Here is a 23,558-nt window from a genome sequence, read left to right as displayed (position 1 = left end):
GCTATGCTAAATAAAATCTTATCGATTTCACTTCACAATAGATTGTTGGTGCTTTTTGGTGCTGTTGTACTCAGTGTTACAGGACTGTTTTTGGCACGAACGATGAATGTGGATGTGTTTCCTGATCTGACAGCACCGACTGTTACGATCTTGACAGAAGCACATGGGATGGAATCAGAAGAAGTGGAAAAACTGGTTACATACCAGTTGGAGACAGCAATGAACGGTTCTCCCAATGTCAGAAGAATTCGATCTTCATCGGCTGCTGGGATATCGATTGTGTGGATAGAATTTGACTGGGGTACAGATATTTATCGTGCCCGGCAAATTGTGAGTGAGCGAATTCCTATGGTTCAGGAAAATTTACCCGAAGGTGTAAGTACTCCAACGATGGCTCCGATCTCATCTATTATGGGTGAAATCATGCTATTGGGAGTTACCTCGGACAGTCTTTCTCCCATGGAATTACGTACCCTGGCAGATTGGACAATTCGACCACGAATCAAATCCATTGGCGGAATTGCAAATGTGGTGGTGATTGGAGGTGACTTTAAGCAATACCAAGTTTTTGCCAATCCTGAAAAACTGAAATACTACGATGTCACTTTGGGAGAATTGTTGGAAAAAGTAACCGAGTCCAATATTAATGCTCCGGGAGGTATATTGAATGAATTTGGAAATCAATACATCATCAAGGGAAGCGGCAGAGCGTATGCAGTGGAAGATTTGCAAGAGGCAGTATTGAAGCAGGTAAACGGACAATCCATTAAAATAAAAGATGTGGCCACCGTGCAGATCGGAGCAGCAGACAAAATCGGAGATGGGTCGCTGAATGCATCTCCAGCTGTGATTCTGACTGTTTCTAAGCAACCCGATGTAAACACCTTGGAACTTACTGAGAGTCTTGATCTCGCAATTGCAGATTTGCAAAATACGTTACCTGCTGGGGTGGAAATCAAAAGTCATATTTTCAGGCAGTCTGATTTCATTGACGCTTCCATTTCGAATTTGAATCAAACTTTGCTTGAGGGAGCATTTTTCGTGGCACTTGTCCTGTTTATCTTCTTGATGAATTGGCGAACTACTGTAATCTCTTTAGTTGCAATTCCGATTTCACTATTGGTATCCGTGATCGTTTTAAAGCTTTTGGGATATACCATCAACACCATGAGTCTTGGAGGGATGGCTATTGCAATAGGCGCATTGGTCGATGATGCGATTATAGATGTTGAGAATGTATTCAAAAGATTGAGAGAGAACGTTCGCAAGCCCATTGAACAGCGTAAGTCTGTGCTACAAGTAGTTCAGGATGCTTCTGTTGAGATCCGTAGTTCGATCATCATTGCCACGCTGATTATCATAGTTTCTTTTATTCCACTTTTCTTTCTAAGTGGTATGGAAGGAAGGCTATTGCAGCCTTTGGGAATCGCTTTTATCACCTCAGTTCTGACATCCTTGATCGTAGCAGTGACGGTGACTCCCGTTCTTTGTTCCTATTTGTTGAAAAATGAAAAGGTACTTGAAAAACAAGCGGAAGGAACCAAAGTAGAACGTTGGCTGCAAAAGCACTATTCCGAGGTCTTACGCAGAGCCCTGAAAATTCCCAAATGGATCATAGGTTTGACTGCTGCTGCATTTATAGTGAGCTTAATCCTTTTCTCACAACTGGGAAGAAGCTTTCTACCGGAGTTCAATGAGGGTTCATTGGTGATCAGTGTAGTGGGTATTCCTGGAATGTCATTGGAAGAAAGTAACAAAACCGGTCTTTTGGTGGAACAAATACTCTTAGACATGCCCGAGGTGAATGTAGTTACCAGAAGAACAGGACGGGCTGAATTGGACGAGCACGCTCAGGGTGTAAATGCAGCGGAAATTGACGTTCCATTTGTCCTTTCGGATAAATCCAAAGAGGAGTTTTTCGAAGAAGTGCGTACTAAACTGAGTTTGGTTCCAGGCGCAAGTATAACGCTTGGGCAACCAATTGCACACCGGATTGACCATATGCTTTCTGGCACCCGTGCTAATATTGCCATCAAAGTCTTTGGTTCTGATCTACAGCGCTTGTTTGAGGTGGGGAAGAATATCGAAACCAGCATCAAGTCAATTGAGGGTATTGCCGATGTGGCAGTAGATCAGCAAGTAGAAGTTCCTCAACTCAGGATTACTCCAAATCGACAATTACTTGCCGCTAATGGGATGACTGTGTATGAATTGATGGAGCAGGTTGATATTGCTTTTGCAGGCGAAAAGGCAGGTGAGATCTATGAAGGGCAAAAGTACTTTGATCTGGTAGTTAGATTTAGACCTGAATCCAGAAGTTCTAGAGCTAGTATTGACAAAGCCTTGATTTCATTGCCTAATGGAGGTCAAATTCCGCTGGATCAACTGGCAAGTATAGGGTCAGTGAGTAGCCCAAATACCATTAGCAGAGAAAACGTACAGCGGAAAATTGTAGTTGCAGCCAATGTACAAGGAAGAGACCTTAGATCTGTTGTCAATGAGATCCAACAAATCATTGGAGATCAAATTCAGCTTCCAGAAGGCTATCGTGTCGAGTATGATGGGCAGTTTGAGAGTGAGGCCAAAGCTTCTCAGCTTCTGTTGATCACAGCAGGAATGGCAGTCTTGGTTATTTTCCTTTTGTTGTATTACGAGTTTCAGGATATTAAACTCTCCTTGGTTGTATTGCTCAATCTACCTTTGGCTCTGATTGGAGGAATTTTGATTGTCTATTTTACTTCGGGTGTGATTAGTATTGCAGCTACGATTGGTTTTATCAGCTTGTTTGGTATCGCAACTAGAAACGGAATACTCCTCGTTTCTAGGTATGAAGACCTGAGAAAAGAAGGGAAAGTCGGAGCTGAGCTCTTGCTTGAAGGGGCAATGGATCGACTTAATCCCATCCTAATGACAGCATTTACAACAGGGCTGGCATTGATTCCTTTAGCGCTAAAAGGAAGTGAGGCTGGAAATGAGATTCAAAGTCCAATGGCTATAGTTATTTTGGGAGGATTGCTTACTGCCACCTTACTAAATCTATTTGTGATACCATGTGTGTACGAGTTGGTTTTGAAAAGGGAAAACCGCAATTAGACACCTAGAATAAATACCCCGTTGCTTTTGCTTCGGGGTATTTTTTATTCAATTTCTTAAAAGTAAGAAACTCTTGTAGATTGGTACCGTAGTGTATAGATGCATCTATAGATTTAACCCTTTTTGAGCATTTATTTTTAATTCCCTATTTTAGCACCCAGTGAAAAACACATTTTCCATATTATTAGCAGCATTACTGCTTTTTGCAAACATTGGTTTGGCGAAGAGCAGCCATGTATGCATGGGATCTGAGATGTTAAATGCAATTGGTCTTTCTGCAAAAAATTTGGACTGCGGAATGAAACATCAATCGGAATCTCCTTCGAGTGATCTAGAAGGTTTAAGCAATGCTGATAAATGCTGCCAAAATAGTTTCGAACTCGTTCACAACGATAGTGACCAGAATCTTAAAATAGTACACCTTGACGCTGCCCAACTTATTTTTGTAGCAGCTTTCACCCAACTTTTCATTTTCGGAATTGATCCAGTTAATTCAACTGAGTATTCCCACGTATTCATTTCTCCCCCCTCGATTGATAAGGACTATACAGTTCTTTTTCAATCATTCTTGATTTAATCCGGTAATCCGGATAGGTAAACCAAGGTCATAAAGACCACCTTTTTTCTGTGAGCTCAATTGCTTATAGCAAAGTTTATCCAGTATTCAATTTTCTTAGGATTATTTCATGCTTAACTCAATTATAAAGTATTCCCTTGAAAACAAGTTAGTTACAGTTCTTCTACTTATTGCTTTGATAGCATGGGGAATTGTAACAGCTCCATTTGGCTGGAAAGTAGGTTCGTTTCCATCAGAGCCTGTACCCATGGATGCCAATCCTGGCATTGGTGAAAACAATTTGTTGATTTTCACCAATGTCAGAAATCCTATTCAATGTAGAAAGAGGAGCGTACTAATAGTCTCTATGGGTCTTATTACCGCTACTCCTTTGATATGAAGACACTTGATAATTTGCTCCTTCTCTATGACAGACAAATCAAAACCACCGACCAGGCCTTGAACTTGCTGTACAATTCCTATAGCAATTCTGGAAGGGAATTCGAAGAGGTATTGAGAATACAACAGCAACTGCTGGAATTCCAAAAAATGAAACTCAAAGCCATGGTAGCCTACCAGACTTCTTTGGCTCAAATAAATTATGTAACCGCTAAAACCTACTAATTATGAAAAGCAAGAGCTATTTAAAATTCGCAGCAATGATGGCCGTATCATTTGTTATTATGTACGCAGTGATGTTTTTGAACGCTGACGTATTTGAGCATGTCATGCTCAGCACGACCAGAACCTACATGACCATTTTGATGATTGCTCCTATGGCAATTTCCATGATGCTATTTATGTGGGGAATGTATGAGAACAAAAAAGTCAATTACGCCATTTTGGTCAGCTCCTTGATCATCTTTTTTGGCACACTGACTATGTTGAGAAATCAGACGCTCATTGCGGATGTGCAGTGGATGAAGGCAATGATTCCACATCACTCTTCCGCGATCATGGTGAGCCAAAAAGCTCATCTCCAAGATCCAGAAGCTCAGAAACTAGCACAGGATATCATCGAAGCACAGAAACGGGAAATCGCTCAGATGCAGGCGATGATCCAGAGACTAGAAGCCACTAAATAATTAGATATGAGACTAAGACTAGATCAACTATTTGTTCCAATCGTATTCCTAGGCCTTATGGTTTTAGGTTTTGAAACGTCCTTTGCGCAAGATGTACCCATTGATACTTCAACTTATACACTCACATTAAAACAAGAAATGGTTTCAAAGGCAGGAAAGCTTGTGCCTGCCATGACTGTCAATGGTGGGATTCCAGGACCGACCCTGACTTTTCAGGAAGGCGGATATGCGGTCATTTATGTTAAAAATGAAATGGAAGAGGAAACTTCCGTGCACTGGCATGGAATTCTGCTGCCAAATTTCTTTGATGGAGTCCCCTACCTCACCACTCCACCTATCATGCCCGGTGAAACTCAGAAATATGAGTTTCCGCTAAAACAGGCAGGTACCTATTGGTATCATTCACATACTATGCTTCAAGAGCAAAGTGGCGTTTATGGCTCCATAGTGATTGAACCGAAGGAAAAGACCTTAGAATACGATTCAGATCTGGTCATTCTACTTTCGGATTGGACCAATCAAAAACCCATGAATGTACTGCGGAATCTCAAGCGAGGTAATGAATGGTACAACATTAAAAAAGGTACCGCCACTCCCTTAAACCAAGTGATTGGCCGAGGCGGTTTTGGAGCCCAAATGAACTTCTGGAAACAGCGGATGGAAGGTGCTGACATTGCCGATATCTACTACAATGCTTTCCTGAATAATGGTCAAGTGATTACCCAATATCCTGATTTCAAACCTGGGGAGAAAGTTCGTGTCCGATTCATCAATGGCGCTGCTTCTTCACAGTTTTGGATAACATTTGGAGGAAAAGATCCTTTGCTTGTAGCTGCTGACGGGCTGGATGTGGTGCCAGTCATTCATAACAAAACTTTCATCGCAATCGCTGAAACCTATGATTTTATTGTCACCATTCCCGATTCTGGAAAAATGGAAATCAGAGCCACTGCACAAGATGGTTCAGGACAGACCTCCGCATTCTTAGGGAGTGGAGATGTCCTGGCTGCTGCAGATGTTCCCCGTCCCGACAAAATCGGAATGATGATGAAAATGGCAAAGATGGACATGAAGATGGGTGCCCCAGCCATGAAGTTTAAACCGGCTGAAGAGGAACCTAAAGAAATGATGGATAAGTGGGGAATGCAGATGGATGATAAAATGAACATGGACGACATGGATCATAATGACATGAAAATGGATCACTCGAAAATGGAGAAGTCTAACATGACAATGGATCATTCGAAGATGAATATGGAGGAGAAAAGCACCAGTGATTCTTCTAAGAAAGCTGCTATGCAAGGCATGGATCATTCCAAAATGAACCACAGTCAGCCAATGGACAAACCTATGGAAATGAATGGCAAAATGGACAAGGGAAAATCCATGGACAAAATGCAGGGTATGGATATGTTCGCCGAATACAATTACGATTACCTCAAATCACCTGAAAAAACTAGTTTTCCTGCCGATGAACCTGTCAATGAAGTACTGCTGAATCTTACAGGAAATATGTGGCGATACATCTGGAGTATGAATGGTGTGCCACTGGCCGAAGCTGATAAGATCACGATCGAAGGTGGAAAAGTGACTCGAATCACCTTGAATAATCTGACGATGATGCATCATCCCATGCACCTACACGGGCATTTCTTCAGAGTAATCAACGACAAAGGGGAATATTCACCCCTCAAGCATACCGTGAATGTTCCACCTATGCAGAAGATCACAATTGAATTTGAAGGAACAGAAGAAGGTGATTGGTTTTTCCATTGTCATGTGCTCTATCACATGATGGGCGGAATGGCACGTGTGTTCTCTTATGACACTCCACGAGATCCAAGATTGAAGGATTTTCCACTTAAGAAACTCATCAAAGAAAGCGATGAATTTTTTAACTGGGGCACAGCTGAAGTTGCATCTCAAATGGTTGGTCTAAATCTGATGTCTTCCAATATTAGAAATCAATTCAACCTAAACTTAGAATATGGTTATAATCAGAATTTTGAGGCAGAAGTAAGTTATGAGCGCTACCTCTATGATTATTTCAGAGTCTTTGCTGGAGTAAATATGGAAAATGAAATCGAAAAAAGTCTGGATAAAATCAGTACAACCGCTGTAGTCGGTATTCGATTCCTCACCCCTTACCTATTCAATCTGGATGTAAGACTGGATAGCAAACTCAGACCAGAATTTCGCATTAGTAGGGAGATTATGGTTTTCCCTCGAACTACCATTTTTGGAAACTATGAGTACAAAATGGATTTTGGATGGACTAATACTCTTCCTGAATCAGGTGAAAATTCTAATTACAAAGGTGAAACTACCTGGTCAGCAGGTGCCAGCTATATTTTCTCCAGAAACTTCTCCGTGATGGGAAGTTATGACAATCGCTTTGGCGCTGGTGGTGGATTAACAGTGAGATTTTAAAATCATTTAGATAAATAGAAAATGGATCATTCAAATCACAGTCATAAACAACATGATTCTCATAAAAAGGGAAAGCATGAGAGGAAAGGTATGCAAGGCAATGACCACAGCATGCATCATATGCACATGATCGAGGATTTCAAAAAGCGATTCTGGATTTCTCTGGTGATCACCTTGCCGATAGTCGTGCTGGCTCCAATGATTCAGGATCTTGTTGGCTATGAGTTCAGATTCGAAGGGGATCGATACCTGCAATTTGCTCTTTCATCTTTGGTGTTCTTTTACGGTGGCTGGCCTTTCTTAAAAGGTATGGTCGATGAACTGAAGAACAAGAAACCAGGAATGATGACCCTGATTGCCTTGGCCATTTCGGTAGCCTACTTCTATAGCTCCGCAGTGGTATTTGGTTTAGGCGGAAAAATATTTTTCTGGGAACTCGTCAGTTTAATAGACATCATGTTGCTGGGTCATTGGATAGAAATGAAATCCGTGATGGGGGCATCGAATGCCTTACAGGAATTGGCGAAGATGATGCCCTCGGAAGCTAGGAGAATTATGGAAGATGGAGAGTCAGAAGATGTTCCTATTTCGGAGTTGAAATCTGGAGACACTATTCTGGTGAGACCTGGCGAGAAAATCCCTGCTGATGGACAAGTACTTGAAGGAAGCAGTCATGTAAACGAATCCATGCTTACCGGGGAATCTAAGCCCGTATCCAAACAAAAAGACGATGAGGTGATTGGTGGGTCAGTCAACGACAACGGTGCACTGAAAATCAAGGTGAAGCACACCGGTGAAGACTCCTATTTGTCCAAAGTAATCGGATTGGTGACAGAAGCACAGAAAACTAAGTCTAACACTCAAAATCTGGCTGACAAGGCAGCAGGCTGGTTGTTTTACATCGCTTTGGCAGCAGGGATTATCACCTTGGTGGTCTGGCTAAGCTTAGGCAAAGATTTCAACTATGCGCTGGAGCGAATGGTAACGGTCATGATTATCTCCTGTCCCCACGCATTGGGATTGGCGGTGCCATTAGTGGTCGCGATTTCTACATCAGTTTCGGCTAAGCATGGCTTATTGATCCGCAATAGAACTGCCTTCGAAAATTCACGAAAACTGACTACCATCATTTTTGACAAGACAGGAACCTTGACCAAAGGTGAATTCGGAGTGACTCGATTCAAAAGTGTAGCAGAGGGAATAGATGATAAAGACTTACTCGCCATTGCAGCAGCACTTGAAAACAGTTCTGAACATCCAATCGCAGCTGGAATAGTGAGGAAATCCAAGGAGTTAAAACTAAACCTCAGCAAGCCAGAAAACTTCCAAAACATCACTGGGATGGGCATAGAAGCCACACTCGATGGCAAAAAAATCAGCATTATGAGCCCAGGAGGATTAAAACAAAAAGACATAGAGCAACCTGATGGAGCTTTCAAAACAGAAGATGAAACAGTAGTCTTTGTTCTTTCGGATGAAAAACTAATAGGATTCATCGCTTTGGCGGATGAAATCCGTGACGAATCCAAAGAAGCAATAGAGACACTTAAAAAGCAGGGTATAAAAATACTTATGGCGACAGGTGACAATGAAATAGTTGCAAAGGCTGTAAGTGAAACACTCGGGCTGGACGGCTATTATTCTGAAGTAATGCCAGAAGACAAGCAGAAGATTATCAAAGATTTGCAAGCAAAAGGTGAATTCGTGGCAATGACCGGAGATGGTGTCAACGATGCCCCAGCTTTAGCTCAGGCAGATGTTGGAATCGCTGTGGGATCAGGAACTGACGTTGCTGCTGAAACTGCAGATATCATTTTGGTCAATAGCAATCCAAAAGACATTGCAAATCTGATCCTCTTCGGAACAGCTACCTACAAAAAAATGATGCAGAATATCTGGTGGGCAGCAGGCTACAACATCGTGGCCGTTCCACTGGCAGCTGGTGTATTGGCTGGAGCTGGAATCATCCTAAGTCCTGCCATTGGTGCAGCACTAATGAGCTTAAGTACAGTGATCGTCGCATTAAACGCACAGTTATTAAAAAGACAAATTAAATCATAAGTGAGCGTGCTTTGATTATCAATCCCCACAATTCCTCACGGCTTATTCACTAATACTGAAGGGCAATGGAGTATTGGGTAATTGATTTAGCAACCATAATCAAATGGCTTAAGAAGAGCCATTATATCAACAATTACGAAACAAATTTAAAACTCAAAAAATATGAAAACTCAAAAATCAATTTTATCGCTGGCACTCATTGCCGGACTGGCAATTTCCCTTATCGCCTGTGGAGAGAAAAAACTAGATGACCACGCTGAAGGATCAGAAGAACATGATCATGAGGCTATGTCTGAAACGATGGAAAATACGGATCAAGAAATGACCATGACCGGAGCTGCTTCTAAGACAGAACTTATTAACGAATACTTGGAAATTAAGAAAGCTCTAAGTGCCAACAACAAAGTCGATGCTGCCAAAGCAGCCGCCAAACTGGCTGAAAATGCCAAAACGATCTCTTTCGATCAGGTATCTACTGATGATAAAACAACTGTGAATGAAATTCTTGAAGTTATTCAAGAACACAGCGAACACATTGCCAAAAGTGAAATGGATCATCAGATTGAACATTTTCAAGCTATGGGTAAGGATTTTGAAGATCTACTGGCCATTGTAGGTTCGGACAGAAAACTTTATGAGCAATACTGCCCGATGTATAATAAAAATGAAGGAGGTATATGGCTAAGTGATTCAGAAGAAATTGTTAATCCTTTATTTGCTGGAAAGATGCAAACCTGTGGTTCTGTCAAAAAAGTAATTGAAGTCGGGTGAAAAAGCTAATCTGGGTTTCCTTGTTTATACTCATAATTGTCTTGGTGGGAATTCAATTCATTCCCACCAACCACAATCCAAACATACCTGCAGGCCCCGATGACTTTCTGGTTACAAATAGCTCTCCAGTGCATATAGGAAAGATGCTTAAAACATCCTGCTATAACTGCCATAGTGATCAGGTCAACTACCCATGGTACAGTAATTTTCAGCCAGCAGGTTGGCTATTAGATAAGCATATTAAAGAGGGAATATCTGAGTTGAATTTCTCAGAATTTGGGAGACTATCTGGTCGGATGAAAAAGATGAAATTGGAAAGTATGATCAAACAAATTGAGCAAGAAAAAATGCCTATTTCCTCTTATACGCTGGTTCACCGAGAGGCTATATTGTCGGATGCTGAACGGAAGGAGCTAACAACTTATTTGAAAACTCTGCACTAATTGAAAACCTTAAAATCTACCCTTGGAGTTGTCCGTGGATTGATTAAAAATAGATCGCAAAAATGAAAAATATCCTCAACAACAAGCTTGTGATACTTATCACCGTATTAGTGATAGGGATAGGTGTAGGCTGGCTGGTTAAACCAGATACAGCTCCAACAATGGAAATGGACGAACATGATCACGTAGAATCGATTGCAGGAATCCCTATTACGTACACATGCTCCATGCATCCTCAGATAAGACAGAATGAACCAGGTGATTGCCCTATCTGTGGAATGGATTTGATCCCTCTGGAAAATGAAAATACAGAAGCTGACCCAATGGCTATCACAATGTCTCCTACGGCCATGCAATTGGCAGGAATCCAATCATTGGTTGTTGGAAATTCTTCAAGTGATAAGTCAATAAGGCTCAATGGAAAGATCCAAGCAGATGAACGCCAAAACTATACCCAGTCAGCCCATATTTCTGGGAGAATAGAAAATCTGACAGTCAACTTTACAGGAGAGTATGTTAAAAAAGGTCAGACTTTAGGACAACTCTATTCTCCGGAATTGGCTACAGCTCAGGAGGAATTGTTTCAGGCTCAGAAAATTAAGGATTCTCAGCCTTCACTTTTCGCTGCTGCAAAATCAAAACTGAAAAACTGGAAATTAACAGATGGTCAAATTGATCAAATTCTGGCAACAGGAAAAGTAACTGAACAGGTACCAATTTTAGCAAATGTATCTGGATATGTAACTGAGAAAATGGTAAATCTGGGTGACTACGTGAACCGAGGTGAACCTATTTATCAAATCGCTGACTTGAGCAAGGTATGGGTATTATTTGATGTGTATGAATCCGAGTTGCAATGGGTCAAAAAAGGTGATATCATCGAGTTCACCGTTCAATCGCTTCCCGGAGAGACTTTTTCTGGCAAATTAAGCTACATAGATCCTATTATCAACCCTCAAACCAGAGTAGCCCAAGCACGACTGGAAGTACAAAACTCTAACTTGAAATTTAAACCTGAGATGTTTGTTTCCGGCAAAGTAGAAAGCAAAGGTGCATCTAATGAAAACAGTGTCGTCGTACCAAAGACTGCAGTAATGTGGACTGGAACCCGTTCCGTAGTATATGTAAAGACAGCTACCAATCAGTCCGTAAGCTTCCAACTTAGAGAAGTAACTCTAGGCTCAGCTTTGGGAGATCATTATCAAATAGAATCTGGATTGTCCCAAGGAGACGAGATAGCCGTGAATGGTACATTTAGTATTGATGCCGCTGCTCAATTGGCAGGAAAGCCAAGCATGATGAGCCCTGAGGGAGGCTCAGCTATGACAGGACATAACCACGCGGGTATGACAATGCCTGTATCAAATGCCTCATCCAATACTGTTTCTGAATCTATTTCCCAAGACGCTAAAAATGAGCTGAAGCCCCTTTTTGATAGCTATTTTGAATTAAAAGATGCCTTGACCAAAGATGAGTTAACAGCCTCTTTGACCTCTGCAAAGAGAATGCAATCGATCATTTCAAAAGTAGACATGAGTAAATTCAAAGTTGAATCCCATATGAGTTGGATGAAATACCAAGACAATCTTAAAATCTACCTTGAAAAGTTTGTTGAGCAAAAATCACTTGAAGAGGTGAGAAAAAACTTCCTTAATATTTCTGATGAAATGGTAGCAATGGCAGAGAAATTCCATCCCTATCCATCCAAAATATATGTTCAACATTGTCCTATGGCAGATAGTAACAGAGGTGCGGATTGGTTAAGTCTGCAGGATAAAGTAATCAACCCATATTTTGGACCTTCCATGGTCACGTGTGGGGAAGTAATCAAAACAATAGAATAAATACACTTCCTTCTAAGGAGATGGTAAAAGCAGACAATTCACCAATGCTATATAAGATGGATTACGCAGTAAGAGACAATTTCAACAACATACATCTTCGGATATTCTCTCTTGCAGAATTAGCAGGAGGATCTGGTTTCAAAAACAATATTCTTAACACTAAATCAAATATTATATGACACCAAGTAATAATAGTAATTGGGAATTTCCAGTTTTGATTCCGAAAAGTCCAGTAAAAAAAGCACTCAAAAACCTGGTTGGAAAAATCGCTCAACTAATTAAACCTGAAATTCGAAACGAGCTTCTGAATGGAAAGATTCCTTCAAATAAGATCGAGCGCGCAATTCTATGTTCAATATTTATAGAACTGAAAGCAGATAACAAATATGAAAAGTTAGCTGAGCTTCATAGGCAAATTTGGTCATCAAATCATACTCAAGGCTATTTTGATTTGACATCTGGTCGCCTGCAAGGAATGTTTAATTTATTAAAAGAACCTATATATGAATCAATAACTAATCTACTCAGTGAAACCGACTATCAAGAACTAATTGAAATAGGATGTGGCGAAGGGATGGTAGTGAAAAACCTTTCAGAAAAATTTATTGGTATTCCTCATTTCGTGGGAATAGACATTAACCAAGCACAAATTGAAATAAATAACAGTACTTATAATACTATTGAAAACCTGAGATTTGTAGCAGGAGACATTACTAGCAATATAAATTTGATCAAAGGATCGAATAAAATCTTCTTGTCCTTTGGCGGAGTTTTAGAGTATTTGACAGAAAAAGAACTAGTTATTTTAATTGAAGAACTATCCGCACTTCAAAACATCGCATTTATTATTTACGAACCTATAGAGCTTGGATTCAATATTAGAAAACAGAAGCATTCCATTATTTATGGAAGTGAGTTAAGTTTTTGCCACCCATACCATTACTATTTTACAAAATTTGGGTTTAGAATCATACGCGAAAAGTCCATTGAATCAGATGGAACAAATTTCATATACCTTACCGCCACAAATTCATAGTTAACTATGAAGTTACCTTTATCAAGAATGAGTCATTTTTAGCATCAATAAGTTATCGCTATTCTGAGACTTAGCAAAAGGCACGTTATTGAACTGATTAGCTTGGAGAAAGTACCATACTGAATTTTCGGAGTAGCCAATTAAAGCGTTGGACCATCTCCAAAACAAGACCAAAACGCTACTGATTTCGCTACTGTCTCAAAATAAAAAAACCTAACCATCATTTTTTCAGAAGGTTAGGTTTTTTAGATGTAGAGAGGAAGGGTCTAAAACCTTAATCTTTAAAATTAGCCAAAAAAATAAATCGTTTGAGGGATATCATTTTATTATCCCTCTTTCTTTATCACCAAATGTTTCTGCCCAGGATCATTAACCAACCTATCCATTTCAGAAAGTATAATATCCCTAATGTCCTGCTTGATCTGGAGGTAATTTCGCTGAACAATGGTTGTGTCAATCTTTCGGATTTCAGGAATGGGCTGGTAGTTTTCCTGCTCTATTTTCAGGGCCTTATGGTCGTTGATAATCTCCGAATGAAAAGCTTTTAAAGTCATTTTACAGTCTGGGTTATCGGCTACCATCCCCACAAATTCCCCTGAGGAAAGCGAGGATATGGTGGAAGGAGGAACAGCAGATTCCAACTGTTTTGATTTGCTGATCGAGGTGTCTGCACTGTTGATGGAAAGGCTCTGTCTGTCCTGCATAATCTTCCCTATTCGATCCGATAATTGTTTGGCTGAATCACCAGTCACCTGACCTGAAACAATGTTTCCAACAATCCCCATGATCACATCAGCTAACTCTCTCCCATAGTCTTTTCGTAGCTGGCTAAGATCCTGAATTCCTAAAGTAGTTGCCACTTTATTGCTCCGTGCCGTGGCAATAAGGCTGTCCATTCCATTTAAATAGATGGTCGGAAACTCATCGAAAATCAGACTGCTTTTTAGCTTTCCTTTCTGGTTCACCAGCTTCACCAGACGGTTTACATAGAGAGAAAGTACGGCTCCATAGATCTGTATTTTCTGTGGATTGTTTCCCATACATACTAGCTTTGGCTCTTCGGGAATATTGATATCCAGTGTAAAATCATTACCGGAAAGCACGTAGTATAACTGCGCTGAAGATAGCCTTGCCATGGATATTTTGGCAGAGGCGATCTGTCCTTCCAGCTGCTCCATCACATCATTCAGGTAGGCATTCACAAAGGGATTGATCAGCACATCAATATCCTTTTCAGTCCTCAATACCGTAAACAACTCGTCATAATCAACCTGCATCAACTCGATGACATGGGGCAAAGTACAAAACTCACCATTGTTGTATTTGCGAAGAAACCAGATGATAGCGGTCAAAAAATTGATCGGTGATTCCACAAAAAAGTCTCCCTGCTTTTTGATCCATTCCCTATTCAACCCCATCAAAATAGTCCGTGCCGACTCAGCTGCATCGGTAATATCCAACATGGTTTCAGGGGCCAACGGGTTGCAGCGGTGACTCCGGGTGAGGTCATCAAAGTTGATCACATAGAACTCGGGAACCACTTTATAACCAGTCTTATTTTTTAGCCAGGTATTGTAAACAATAGCCGATAAATCATCGAATTTGAAGTCATAGACAAACATGGAAAATCCTTTTTTGATGTGCTGGGTGATCACATGGCGGATCACAAAATAGCTCTTCCCAGAACCTGGAGTTCCCAACACCATCAACCCACGAAAAGGATTGATGATATTGATCCAGCTGCCTCTAACCTTTCCTTTTAGGCTATATTTAGCAGGTAAATTAATTGAGAATTCATTTTCTAACAGCCGTTCTTCCTGCGGAAAGGTTTCATTTTCTGAATTGAAAACATCACTGCTAAGCTGCTCTTGAATGATTCTCGAGAGCTTTGTTCCACCCGAAAGTATAAGCAAAAAACCTAAGGAAGTAAATGTCATGTAGGCAATCGAAACCCATTCTATTGGCGCTTTCCAATGCATTAGAATGTAACTTCCGAAGTAAAATCCCATGCCCAGCAGGCCATAGGCCGAAGCCGTCTTGGCGTTCATCTTTTCATTCTTCCTACCTTTGATCCCCAAAAGAGAGATGGCCAGCAAGACAACCGCAATTACCTTGGAAGTGTAAAAATTCTCAAACAGACCCGTATTAAAAATGTTCTCTAAAACTCCATCTGTCAGATCCGAAACCAGCCTCCAATCTCTAAAAGTAGCATAGCAATAGTAATAAAAATGCAGTCCCAAAACCCCAACCCCCATTAGGCGAGTCATATCCAAAATCTTGCGTAATCCCTGTTCGTTTTCTCCGGTTTGCATCCCCATCCCCTCTTAGTTTATCCCTATTACTTTACTTGCTTTTTTTTCTTACGCTTCTTCTTCCTCCATTCAAATGGCAGATAACTATATGTCTCCTCTGGAGTAATTACGGACTCCAATAATCTTTTTGAAAAGTTCTCTCCTCTACCATTTTCCTCATCAGCACCCGATTTCACTAGCCGCTGATCACCTTGGTTTACCTGTATTTGATTTGCTGATTTGATATATGATTTGGGAGTTATAGCATCATTTTTATGATTTATTTCTATTCGATTCAACAAGCCATTCGCACTGTATTTTTTACCCAATGCACTTCCATTAAATACACATTTGGTACGATGGTCCACAAAAGTGATCCCATACAATCTACCGGCTTGATTCTCCCGTTTGACCGTTACAATGCCTTGCTTCTCTAGGCTTTTCATTACCTCTTCGAAACTACATTTAGGCATCTTCAACACAGTCAGATCAATTGCTGAGCGTATTGATTTGATATGTTTCTTGCGTTCCAAAGCATTAGCCTCAAACTTGGATTCAATCGCAATCAGTGTAGCTCGAAAGTGAAAACTACTTGCCTTTATCGGTACTCCAATCTTATTATCTTCAGCATCCAATACCCGGTAAACCAGTCCTCTATTTTTAAAAATCCGTGATTCTTCATTCCCACGGTCAGCCACTATTCGATAGCCTTTCAATACCGCATTTAGCTCAGGCAAGGAAGTGAATCTGTAGTTTTTGAGCACATGCTGCAGCACATTTCCTAAGGCCCGTTTGGTCTCTGATTTACCATATTCCAGTCTGGAAAGAGCAACGGGTTTGGCTATAAAAAGTCCCTGTTTTTGTGACTCGGCTGGCACCAAACCAAACTGTTTTTCGATGGCTTTTCGGGTAGGTTCTGATTTGAGTTTTCCGATATTATGCAAGGGAATCCGCTTGCCGTCGAGCTCAATGTTGGTAGTCACAATATGCAGATGCGGATGGCCTGCATCGGTATGTTTATAGACCAGAAAAGGCTGGTTTTCAAAGCCGATCCCACGCATATATTCCTTGGCTATGTTTTGTAATTTTTCTTTTTCAATGTCCTCTCCGGGTGCAAAATTCAATGAGATATGGACTGCATTTACCGACGTTCTGGAGTTCAGATTTGCCAATTTGAGCAAGTATTTCAACCGCAAATCAGCAGTCTGTTCCGCATTTTTCATGGGATAATTCTGGGCTAAAAGCAATTCAGCCACTCCCTGCTCCACCTTATTTTCATTGTAGTGAAATGGTCGTCTCAAAGACTTACTGGTCTTTATGATTGCAACCATTTTTCAACTGTTTGATCAACAAATCGATTCACCTGCTTCAGTGATTCTTGGATACTTTGCTCCAAAGTATCAACCTGGAAACGGCTGGAAGTAATTTCATCATCAGTAGCCGTATTCATCTTTTTAGCCAACTGGTTATAGTTGGTGGCAAGGCCATGGAGATCCCGCTTCAGTGTTGTCAACTCCTTTAAAAGCTCCTGAATACCGGTATCCCGATACCTACCTATCACCAACTTTTTGAGCAAAATCCTTCTGGAATATTCACTTAGATTGTCATGCACTGTCTCTTCACAATTTGCCTTTAGGTTCAGTAATTCCCGGTCTGTCAATCGGATATGCAGCCATTTGTCTCTCTTGTTTTCTTCTTTCATCGCAGTTCATTTTCACGGTTAAAAGCTTTTCGAACTCAAACCCCACGACTCCGGAGTAAGGGGTTTCAAGATCCGGTTGTGATACAACCGTACATCTTGCCGATTTCGGAGGACACAGGAAATCCCGTTGGCTTATTCAAAGATTATGAAGCTTTGGAAAAATCACTATGTCCATTTCTTAATCCCAGTCAGTAGGTGATACAAGTATAAAAAGTGAGGTTGACTATTACCTATCCTGATCAATTTCTAAATAGGCTCAGTCAATAATTGACAAAGTGCAGTGTGGGATTAAATTTACTTACGACTTTCGATTACTTCTTATAAAATCAAAATGTATTAGCCTTTGTATTTAATTTAGATATTACCCAACCATCAATGACCTTAAGTTGGGTCCAACTTATCGAACTATTAGAGGCTGGCAAATCTTTACCATATTTTGAAATCCAAATCGACATATTAGGAGCTTCCTCTGTAATCCAGGTAGAATCAGATTGCAGGTTGATCAAGCTAAACTTATAATTATCATTCTGCTGAAACTGCGTCTCCCGGTTCAGGCTTTCATCACCATCATAAACCGAAATCACTTTCAAATCGGAATTGAAAAGAATAGAAGGCAGACGTTTATTGTAAACAATTAACTCCCTTAACTCAGGATTATTTTGATGAAGCCAAGCTGTTACATTACGTGTATCGTTAGTAAGTCCAGTATTTTGACTCATAAAATAAGTAGACATTCCGGTAAGCCCCATCGTGAAAATTAAAGCGGAAATCACCGTGCGATCTACTCTGCGAATATCTACTTTCTGCATGGCAACAAGTAGAGACGCCGTAATAAACCAGATAAAGTAAAACTTGAAATTAAGTGAGATTTTAGGATCGATAAGTGGCAAAGCGACCAAAGATATCATCAATAATACATGAAAACCCAGCTGCCATCTTTCCCAGATTTTCTGCTGGGAATCCATCAACTTTTCCCAATAATAAATCGCTCCAATGGCCAAGCCGGAATACAACGGCAAAATATAAAGCACCAGTTTGGACTGACTTAGAGAGAAAAAGATCAAGGGTAATAGCACCCACATTACTAGAAGTGCTCCTTTGTTAACGAAATCTGTTTTCTTGAGAGGAATTTTTTTAAGCAGGATAATTACCCAAGGAAATGCTGTACCGAGCAAAACCGCTCCATAAAACCAGAAAGGTTGCCCACGATGGAAAGTATCTGTGGCAAAACGGTCTATGGTATGTTTGAAAAGGAAGTAATTGAGAAAGCGATCATCTTCCAAATACAGGAATACAAACCAACTAAGCCCAATTCCCAGCATCAGTACTATTCCAGCCAGATGAATTTTGAATGCCCCCATTCTCTGCTTCATCACAAGTCCTTGATGGACCCAGATTAAGAGCGGCACAATAAGTACCACTGGCCCTTTGGTCAGGAAACCAATTCCCAGAAAAGCGTAGCATAGAATTAGTTTCCAATGTTTTTTACCTTCCAAAAAATCAAACCAGAAATACAAAGCGGCCAAAACAAAAAGTGTCAAAAATGTATCCGTAGTTAATGCTCTACTTCCAATAATCAGGGCTGGAAATGAGGCGTACAACATGGCGGAAAGAAAAGCAGGATTGGTTCGGTCAAAGAAATTCAAAGCGATCTTATAGACTAGCCAGATCTGGAGGAGCACAGAAATCTGAAGTAAGAATCTTGCGGAAAACGGAGAAACGCCCATTACTTTATAGCTCAAAGCAGTCAGCCAGTAGGTCATTGGTGGCTTGTGATAATGGTAAATCCCCATCAATTGAGGATGCAGCCAATCACCTGTTTGTATCATTTCTTTAGCAATCTGAGCATAGCGAGCTTCGCTGGATTCGGTGACAGACCAAGCTCCCAAGTTGAAAAACAACACCATGCCGACAAAGACCAACAGCAAAGTCATTCTCATGCTTTTGATCCGATCGAGATAACTGAGTTTCTCCTCATTGGCTGCTCCGTAGTGTATCATCAGATTTCTCACATACACCAAGATCCCAAACGCCTGACCAATAAACAGCACAGAGTCCTTGCGAAGTATCGCATAGGAAGCGATCAATACCGCTCCTACCAAGCTGATGTACCAAAAGCTCAATGGGAATTGGGATTCCTTGCTTCGCTCTGCTTCAAACCATTGCACCACAAACCTCGTGGTGAAAATAACCTGACCTAATGTGCCCCAAGTGAGTAGCATTCCACTGATCTCCGAATTGTGCACCAAACTGTGAAAATCATAATGGGCATGAAAGACTAAGTATCCAAGAAACAACATGGGAAGAAGAATGAAACTCCAGCGAATCCATTTTGGGAAAAGCTGCCAGGCATTCTGGATTTTCAGGTTTCGGATGTAAATGAAATAGCCTACCAATTGGCCGCCGACAATCACCAAATCTTGGCGAAATGTCCCATAAACCAACAAAAGAAAGGAAGCAACTAAGCTGAGTTGCCAGAAAATAACCGGGGAAAGCACTTTCCCTGCTTTCTCTGACTTCACTAATTGAATCAGAAATCGAGCTGAGAAAAGACCTTGGGCAAGAAAACCAATTCCAAGAAGCAAGGAGCTATTCATGGATTACGGTTTTATGGTTTTTGATGGAATTCTCAGATATTATGTATGTTGACTGTCGCTTCATCATCCATCGCAGCGCTAGTGTGTCCTGAAAGGGGGATAACAGCCGATTCCAAAGGTTAAACTTAGATTTACCCGTAATTCTGGGAAAATGCTTTACGGGTATTTCCACTACTTTTTTACCTTGAATCAATGCCAAGGCAGGAAAAAATCTATGCATTCCTTTAAAAAATGGCATATCCAAAGCTACCGATCTTAGCATGATTTTTAAGGGACAGCCAGAATCATGAACACCGTCATGCAGCATGGAATCTCTAAACCAGTTGGCAAAAGTAGAAGACATTTTCTTCACTGCGCTGTCCTTACGTCCCTCTCTCCTACCTGTCACCAGATCGTAGCTGGGAATCATTGCTTCCAACTTGAGGAAGTCCATCGGGTCTGTCTGCAAGTCAGCATCGATGTATCCCACCCATTTGGTTTTCGATCTTTCGAAACCTGCTCGTATGGCAGCACTCAATCCCGCATTTTTCTCAAAAGAGATATACCCAACAAAGTCATGAAGCTCAGCTAGTTTCTTGATTTCAAAAAGGCTATTATCTGTAGAGCCGTCATTGACCAATAATAGATTAACTTCGAATTTTGACTGATTAATATACGCTTCAAAAGCTGGCAAAATTCTTCCTATCCCATCTTCCTCATTGAAAATAGGGATGACTATAGTGATTCCGTTAGCATTTTCTTTCATAGAAAATTTAGACCAAACCGTTAAAACTTGTAACTATAACCTACCCGAAATACCTGCGTCTCGTAATAATCCGCACTCGTGTAGCTGAAGTCATTTCCATCTATAGTCTTCTTGATCACCATGGTGTTCAGCAAATCGGTGGCATTGAAAAACAACTCTCCATTTCCCTCTTGGATCACTTTTTTCAATCCCATATCCAGGGTAAATCTTCCTTGAATCTTACCCTGCGGAATAATATCCGGAGCCAAATAAATGGCTGTCAATTGCCCCGTGAAATTCTCAGCAAACTTGAATTTGGAATTCCATTTGGCATTTCCAGAGAAAATCTCCTGCTTATCAACGCTGAAAGTATGCGGCTCAGGATACAGATTTTCTACCGTAAATGCATCGATCTGATTGTGGTATCCATTCAGATTCAGGTCAAAAGAATACCAGTCGTTTACATCCTGATCCCATATCAATTCGAACCCTGTATTATAGCTTTTACCTGCATTCTGAAAGATGGCGTAGATCAGTTTGCTGTCTCCATAGGTAGTGGAAATCCGGGTGATCGTCCCATCCACCATTCGGTGATAAGCCGCTGAATACAGTGATCCGCTACTCCAGCCTGTCTTCCAGCCCAGTTCGTAGGAATTGGTAAACTGCGGTTTCAAGGCAGGATTTCCCACCTTAATAATTTCAGCATCATCGTACTTTGGGAAGATTCGGATATCTACTTCGTTTGGTCGATCTACTCTCCTGTTGTAGGAAGCAGTAAGCTTGTTCAGCTCATTGATTTTGTAGGAAATCCGGGTATTTGGAAAAGGTTGGAAGTAATTGTACCCATCACTTTTGTAGGTAGGATGATCTGGATTTACTTCATAGTCAAGTTTGATGTATTCAAGTCTCAGTCCAATCTCAGCTTCCAGTTTTTTGGACTCAAACACGTAATTACCATACACAGCAGGAATGATTTCCTTGTAGGTTGCCGCTCCACCTGCTAGTGAATCAATCGGGGAATTTTCACTTGGAAAAAACTGCATGTTAGTCGGAATCCAACGTCTCCTAAACTTCATTCCAGTTTCCAGTCGACCATTTTTCAAAGGCTTCACATAGTCCAGCGTGACGTCCACCACGTTTTCATCTGAAAGCAATTTGAAGGCTTCTTCACCAACATAAGTAGGAAGCGTATTGGTAAAGAAATACTGCTCATCCTCACGGTGAAAAGTATAATTTACTCCTGCGGAAAGACTATGCCCTGGATCTGTAAACTTATGCTGAAAAGCCACAGTCCCCATTACGGTAGTTTTCAATTCATCTTCCAGAAACTGCCAGAGCCTCAACAGTTCGGAATTATCAGCATTGTAAAAAGGCTGATCGCCTCTATCTATGATCTTTTCACTCCCGAAAAGCCCTGAAACCGTGAGTGTATTCGCGGAATTAATAGTCCAATCCATCCCTGCTCTAGTGGTAAGGAAATTGGTATTTCTGTTTCGCTTGAGTTGCTGATTGATGACGGTTCCGTCCTCATAGGTTCGGGTGACAAACTCATTTTTATTCAAGGTCTCTGTATAGAGATTATCTGCCGAAAGGAAGAAATTCACATCCTTCTTGCGGTAATTCAGAGAAATCGAAGGATTGATTTTTGGCGTGCCTTGATATTGAGGTCTGATACCCGGAAGATTTGCTTGTTTCTCCCAAAGTGCTCCTACTCCTAGCGCTAGTCCAACTTTTCCGTTGAACCCTTCTTGTTTTTCCTTTTTGAGAATGATATTTATAATTCCTGCATTTCCATTAGCATCAAACTTTGCAGAGGGATTATTGATGATTTCTATTCGCTCTACGGCGGAAGAAGGAAGGTTGTCCAGGCCAGTTTGATTACCAAATCCTGTCAAAGCGGTCTGCTTGCCATCGATTAAAACTGCTACCCGATCATTTCCCCGAATCTGAACTTTACCATCCTGCACGGTTACTCCAGGAAGATTGGACATAGCCTGAAGCACAGAGCCTCCACTTTGACTGATATTCTGACCCAAATCATAGGTTTTCTTATCCATTTTGGCGCTTACTGATTCTGCCTGCCCTACCACTTCTACTCCACCTAACTCTAGCTCAGATGCTGTCATAGCAATCTCGCCCAAATTCAGAAATGCAGAACTTGCTCCCACATAAACTTCCTTGCTAACAGTCTCAAATCCTATGAAGCTCGCTTCCAATTCATAGTTTCCTGGAGCCACATCTATTAAGGTGAAAAGACCAGCTTCATCGGTAATAGCGCCAGTCACAAAACTGGCATCTTTAATGGTTTTCAGCACTACATTTACATAGGACAAAGCTTCCTGAGAAGCTTTGTCCAAAATTTCTCCTGATACTTTTACTTTCGTTTCCTGAGCCAAAAGCGACTGAGATAGCATTAGAAAAGTGATCAGCAAATAGTTTTTAATCTTCATCACCTTCTTCTTCAATTGCTTTCTTTTCGATTAGTTTTCCATTGATATCGAAAACTAACTCCCACTCTTCCTCGCCTTTTTCCACCGCCAATTCATAGACGCTTCCATCGGCTTTTTCTGAGATCTCTGCTTCTTCGATTTTGAATCCGGCAAAGTCCTGAGCTAAAGTCTGTTTGATAGCTTCTGGGATATCAGCTTTTTTAATTTCGTATTCAGTTTCTTGCCAAGTTCCGTCAGCTAAAAAATTCGCAGAATACTCATTCCCTTCCAGTTTAAATTCGGCCTCCCATTCCGTAGCAGACTCCATATCCCAGCTTACTTTCTTTGCGGTTGGAAATTTCTGAGAAAAGGCAGTTTTCACCGCATCAGGCACTTCTTCGTCAGATTGTTCCTGAGCACAGGCGCCCGTGGAAAGCAAGACGCCAATAGATAAAATCGTTAGGTACTTGTTCATATGAAATTTGGGTTTGGTAAA

The 23,558-nt window shown here is 40.9% G+C and carries 18 protein-coding genes; 10 read left to right on the top strand and 8 right to left on the bottom strand.

The window, feature by feature from the left end; all coding sequences use genetic code 11:
* Positions 1–3 precede the first annotated feature (3 nt).
* Both ESV85_RS05955 and ESV85_RS05950 read left to right on the top strand, forming a co-directional pair.
* Positions 4–3,093, top strand: a complete 3,090-nt coding sequence (locus ESV85_RS05955) for an efflux RND transporter permease subunit (RefSeq protein WP_146915692.1) — start codon at positions 4–6, stop codon at positions 3,091–3,093.
* 160 nt (positions 3,094–3,253) lie between these two features.
* The gene (locus tag ESV85_RS05950; protein ID WP_146915690.1) at positions 3,254–3,670 is read left to right on the top strand and encodes an HYC_CC_PP family protein; all 417 of its coding nucleotides are present in this window, start codon (positions 3,254–3,256) and stop codon (positions 3,668–3,670) included.
* A gap of 102 nt (positions 3,671–3,772) precedes the next feature.
* Here ESV85_RS05950 and ESV85_RS22215 read toward each other — a convergent pair whose 3' ends face one another.
* Positions 3,773–3,937, bottom strand: a complete 165-nt coding sequence (locus ESV85_RS22215) for a hypothetical protein (protein ID WP_191321946.1) — start codon at positions 3,935–3,937, stop codon at positions 3,773–3,775.
* A gap of 108 nt (positions 3,938–4,045) precedes the next feature.
* Here ESV85_RS22215 and ESV85_RS05945 point away from each other — a divergent pair, with 108 nt between their 5' ends.
* The 8 genes from ESV85_RS05945 (at position 4,046) to ESV85_RS05910 (ending at position 13,319) form a co-directional block, all read left to right on the top strand.
* Complete coding sequence (locus ESV85_RS05945; protein WP_146915688.1) at positions 4,046–4,273, top strand: hypothetical protein; 228 nt, start codon at positions 4,046–4,048, stop codon at positions 4,271–4,273.
* A gap of 2 nt (positions 4,274–4,275) precedes the next feature.
* Positions 4,276–4,734 carry a DUF305 domain-containing protein gene (locus ESV85_RS05940; RefSeq protein WP_146915686.1) on the top strand — a complete coding sequence of 153 codons (459 nt, stop codon included), beginning with the start codon at positions 4,276–4,278 and terminating at the stop codon, positions 4,732–4,734.
* Between the two features lie 57 nt (positions 4,735–4,791).
* On the top strand, positions 4,792–7,164 hold the full coding sequence (locus ESV85_RS05935) for a multicopper oxidase domain-containing protein (protein ID WP_223275936.1): 2,373 nt from the start codon (positions 4,792–4,794) through the stop codon (positions 7,162–7,164).
* Between the two features lie 21 nt (positions 7,165–7,185).
* Positions 7,186–9,225, top strand: a complete 2,040-nt coding sequence (locus tag ESV85_RS05930; RefSeq protein WP_146915682.1) for a copper-translocating P-type ATPase — start codon at positions 7,186–7,188, stop codon at positions 9,223–9,225.
* Between the two features lie 162 nt (positions 9,226–9,387).
* Complete coding sequence (locus tag ESV85_RS05925; protein WP_146915680.1) at positions 9,388–9,996, top strand: DUF3347 domain-containing protein; 609 nt, start codon at positions 9,388–9,390, stop codon at positions 9,994–9,996.
* Between the two features lie 20 nt (positions 9,997–10,016).
* Positions 10,017–10,439 carry a heme-binding domain-containing protein gene (locus ESV85_RS05920; RefSeq protein WP_223275918.1) on the top strand — a complete coding sequence of 141 codons (423 nt, stop codon included), beginning with the start codon at positions 10,017–10,019 and terminating at the stop codon, positions 10,437–10,439.
* Between the two features lie 62 nt (positions 10,440–10,501).
* Positions 10,502–12,283 carry an efflux RND transporter periplasmic adaptor subunit gene (locus tag ESV85_RS05915; protein ID WP_146915676.1) on the top strand — a complete coding sequence of 594 codons (1,782 nt, stop codon included), beginning with the start codon at positions 10,502–10,504 and terminating at the stop codon, positions 12,281–12,283.
* Positions 12,284–12,458: 175 nt separating this feature from the next.
* Positions 12,459–13,319 (top strand): class I SAM-dependent methyltransferase, encoded by an 861-nt coding sequence (locus ESV85_RS05910; protein ID WP_146915675.1) that lies wholly within the window; start codon positions 12,459–12,461, stop codon positions 13,317–13,319.
* A 326-nt stretch (positions 13,320–13,645) separates the two neighbouring features.
* Here the strand turns inward: ESV85_RS05910 and mobC are convergent, their stop codons facing one another.
* From mobC to ESV85_RS05875, 7 genes are all read right to left on the bottom strand, one after another.
* Entirely contained in the window at positions 13,646–15,637 is a 1,992-nt protein-coding gene (mobC, locus tag ESV85_RS05905) for a conjugal transfer protein MobC (protein WP_317130770.1), read from the bottom strand.
* Positions 15,638–15,657: 20 nt separating this feature from the next.
* Positions 15,658–16,941 carry a relaxase/mobilization nuclease domain-containing protein gene (locus ESV85_RS05900; protein ID WP_146915673.1) on the bottom strand — a complete coding sequence of 428 codons (1,284 nt, stop codon included), beginning with the start codon at positions 16,939–16,941 and terminating at the stop codon, positions 15,658–15,660.
* Positions 16,926–17,312 carry a plasmid mobilization protein gene (locus tag ESV85_RS05895; RefSeq protein ID WP_146915671.1) on the bottom strand — a complete coding sequence of 129 codons (387 nt, stop codon included), beginning with the start codon at positions 17,310–17,312 and terminating at the stop codon, positions 16,926–16,928. Before ESV85_RS05895 ends, ESV85_RS05900 begins: the two co-directional genes overlap by 16 nt.
* A gap of 326 nt (positions 17,313–17,638) precedes the next feature.
* On the bottom strand, positions 17,639–19,909 hold the full coding sequence (locus tag ESV85_RS22210) for a lipid-A-disaccharide synthase N-terminal domain-containing protein (RefSeq protein ID WP_191321945.1): 2,271 nt from the start codon (positions 19,907–19,909) through the stop codon (positions 17,639–17,641).
* Complete coding sequence (locus ESV85_RS05885) at positions 19,902–20,654, bottom strand: glycosyltransferase (RefSeq protein WP_146915669.1); 753 nt, start codon at positions 20,652–20,654, stop codon at positions 19,902–19,904. Before ESV85_RS05885 ends, ESV85_RS22210 begins: the two co-directional genes overlap by 8 nt.
* Before the next feature lie 20 nt (positions 20,655–20,674).
* Positions 20,675–23,083, bottom strand: coding sequence for a TonB-dependent receptor domain-containing protein (locus ESV85_RS05880; RefSeq protein WP_146915667.1), 2,409 nt, complete (start codon positions 23,081–23,083; stop codon positions 20,675–20,677).
* Positions 23,073–23,537, bottom strand: coding sequence for a PepSY-like domain-containing protein (locus ESV85_RS05875; protein ID WP_146915665.1), 465 nt, complete (start codon positions 23,535–23,537; stop codon positions 23,073–23,075). Before ESV85_RS05875 ends, ESV85_RS05880 begins: the two co-directional genes overlap by 11 nt.
* Between the last annotated feature and the right edge of the window lie 21 nt (positions 23,538–23,558).

Source organism: Algoriphagus aquimarinus (assembly GCF_007997215.1).
Taxonomy (GTDB): Bacteria; Bacteroidota; Bacteroidia; order Cytophagales; family Cyclobacteriaceae; genus Algoriphagus; species Algoriphagus aquimarinus_A.
The sequence above is the reverse complement of the archived record's forward strand: the minus strand, read 5'-3'. Positions and strand labels throughout refer to the sequence as shown.

What these genes read in the sequence shown, in the direction of transcription:
- ESV85_RS05935 (WP_223275936.1), top strand. Translation starts at nt 4,792, where the DNA reads ATGGTTTTAGGTTTTGAAACGTCCTTTGCGCAAGATGTACCCATTGAT.
- mobC (WP_317130770.1), bottom strand. Translation starts at nt 15,637, where the DNA reads ATGGGGATGCAAACCGGAGAAAACGAACAGGGATTACGCAAGATTTTG.
- ESV85_RS05885 (WP_146915669.1), bottom strand. Translation starts at nt 20,654, where the DNA reads ATGAAAGAAAATGCTAACGGAATCACTATAGTCATCCCTATTTTCAAT.
- ESV85_RS05940 (WP_146915686.1), top strand. Translation starts at nt 4,276, where the DNA reads ATGAAAAGCAAGAGCTATTTAAAATTCGCAGCAATGATGGCCGTATCA.
- ESV85_RS05925 (WP_146915680.1), top strand. Translation starts at nt 9,388, where the DNA reads ATGAAAACTCAAAAATCAATTTTATCGCTGGCACTCATTGCCGGACTG.
- ESV85_RS22210 (WP_191321945.1), bottom strand. Translation starts at nt 19,909, where the DNA reads ATGAATAGCTCCTTGCTTCTTGGAATTGGTTTTCTTGCCCAAGGTCTT.
- ESV85_RS05930 (WP_146915682.1), top strand. Translation starts at nt 7,186, where the DNA reads ATGGATCATTCAAATCACAGTCATAAACAACATGATTCTCATAAAAAG.
- ESV85_RS05880 (WP_146915667.1), bottom strand. Translation starts at nt 23,083, where the DNA reads ATGAAGATTAAAAACTATTTGCTGATCACTTTTCTAATGCTATCTCAG.
- ESV85_RS05895 (WP_146915671.1), bottom strand. Translation starts at nt 17,312, where the DNA reads ATGAAAGAAGAAAACAAGAGAGACAAATGGCTGCATATCCGATTGACA.
- ESV85_RS05945 (WP_146915688.1), top strand. Translation starts at nt 4,046, where the DNA reads ATGAAGACACTTGATAATTTGCTCCTTCTCTATGACAGACAAATCAAA.
- ESV85_RS22215 (WP_191321946.1), bottom strand. Translation starts at nt 3,937, where the DNA reads ATGCCAGGATTGGCATCCATGGGTACAGGCTCTGATGGAAACGAACCT.
- ESV85_RS05900 (WP_146915673.1), bottom strand. Translation starts at nt 16,941, where the DNA reads ATGGTTGCAATCATAAAGACCAGTAAGTCTTTGAGACGACCATTTCAC.
- ESV85_RS05955 (WP_146915692.1), top strand. Translation starts at nt 4, where the DNA reads ATGCTAAATAAAATCTTATCGATTTCACTTCACAATAGATTGTTGGTG.
- ESV85_RS05875 (WP_146915665.1), bottom strand. Translation starts at nt 23,537, where the DNA reads ATGAACAAGTACCTAACGATTTTATCTATTGGCGTCTTGCTTTCCACG.
- ESV85_RS05910 (WP_146915675.1), top strand. Translation starts at nt 12,459, where the DNA reads ATGACACCAAGTAATAATAGTAATTGGGAATTTCCAGTTTTGATTCCG.
- ESV85_RS05915 (WP_146915676.1), top strand. Translation starts at nt 10,502, where the DNA reads ATGAAAAATATCCTCAACAACAAGCTTGTGATACTTATCACCGTATTA.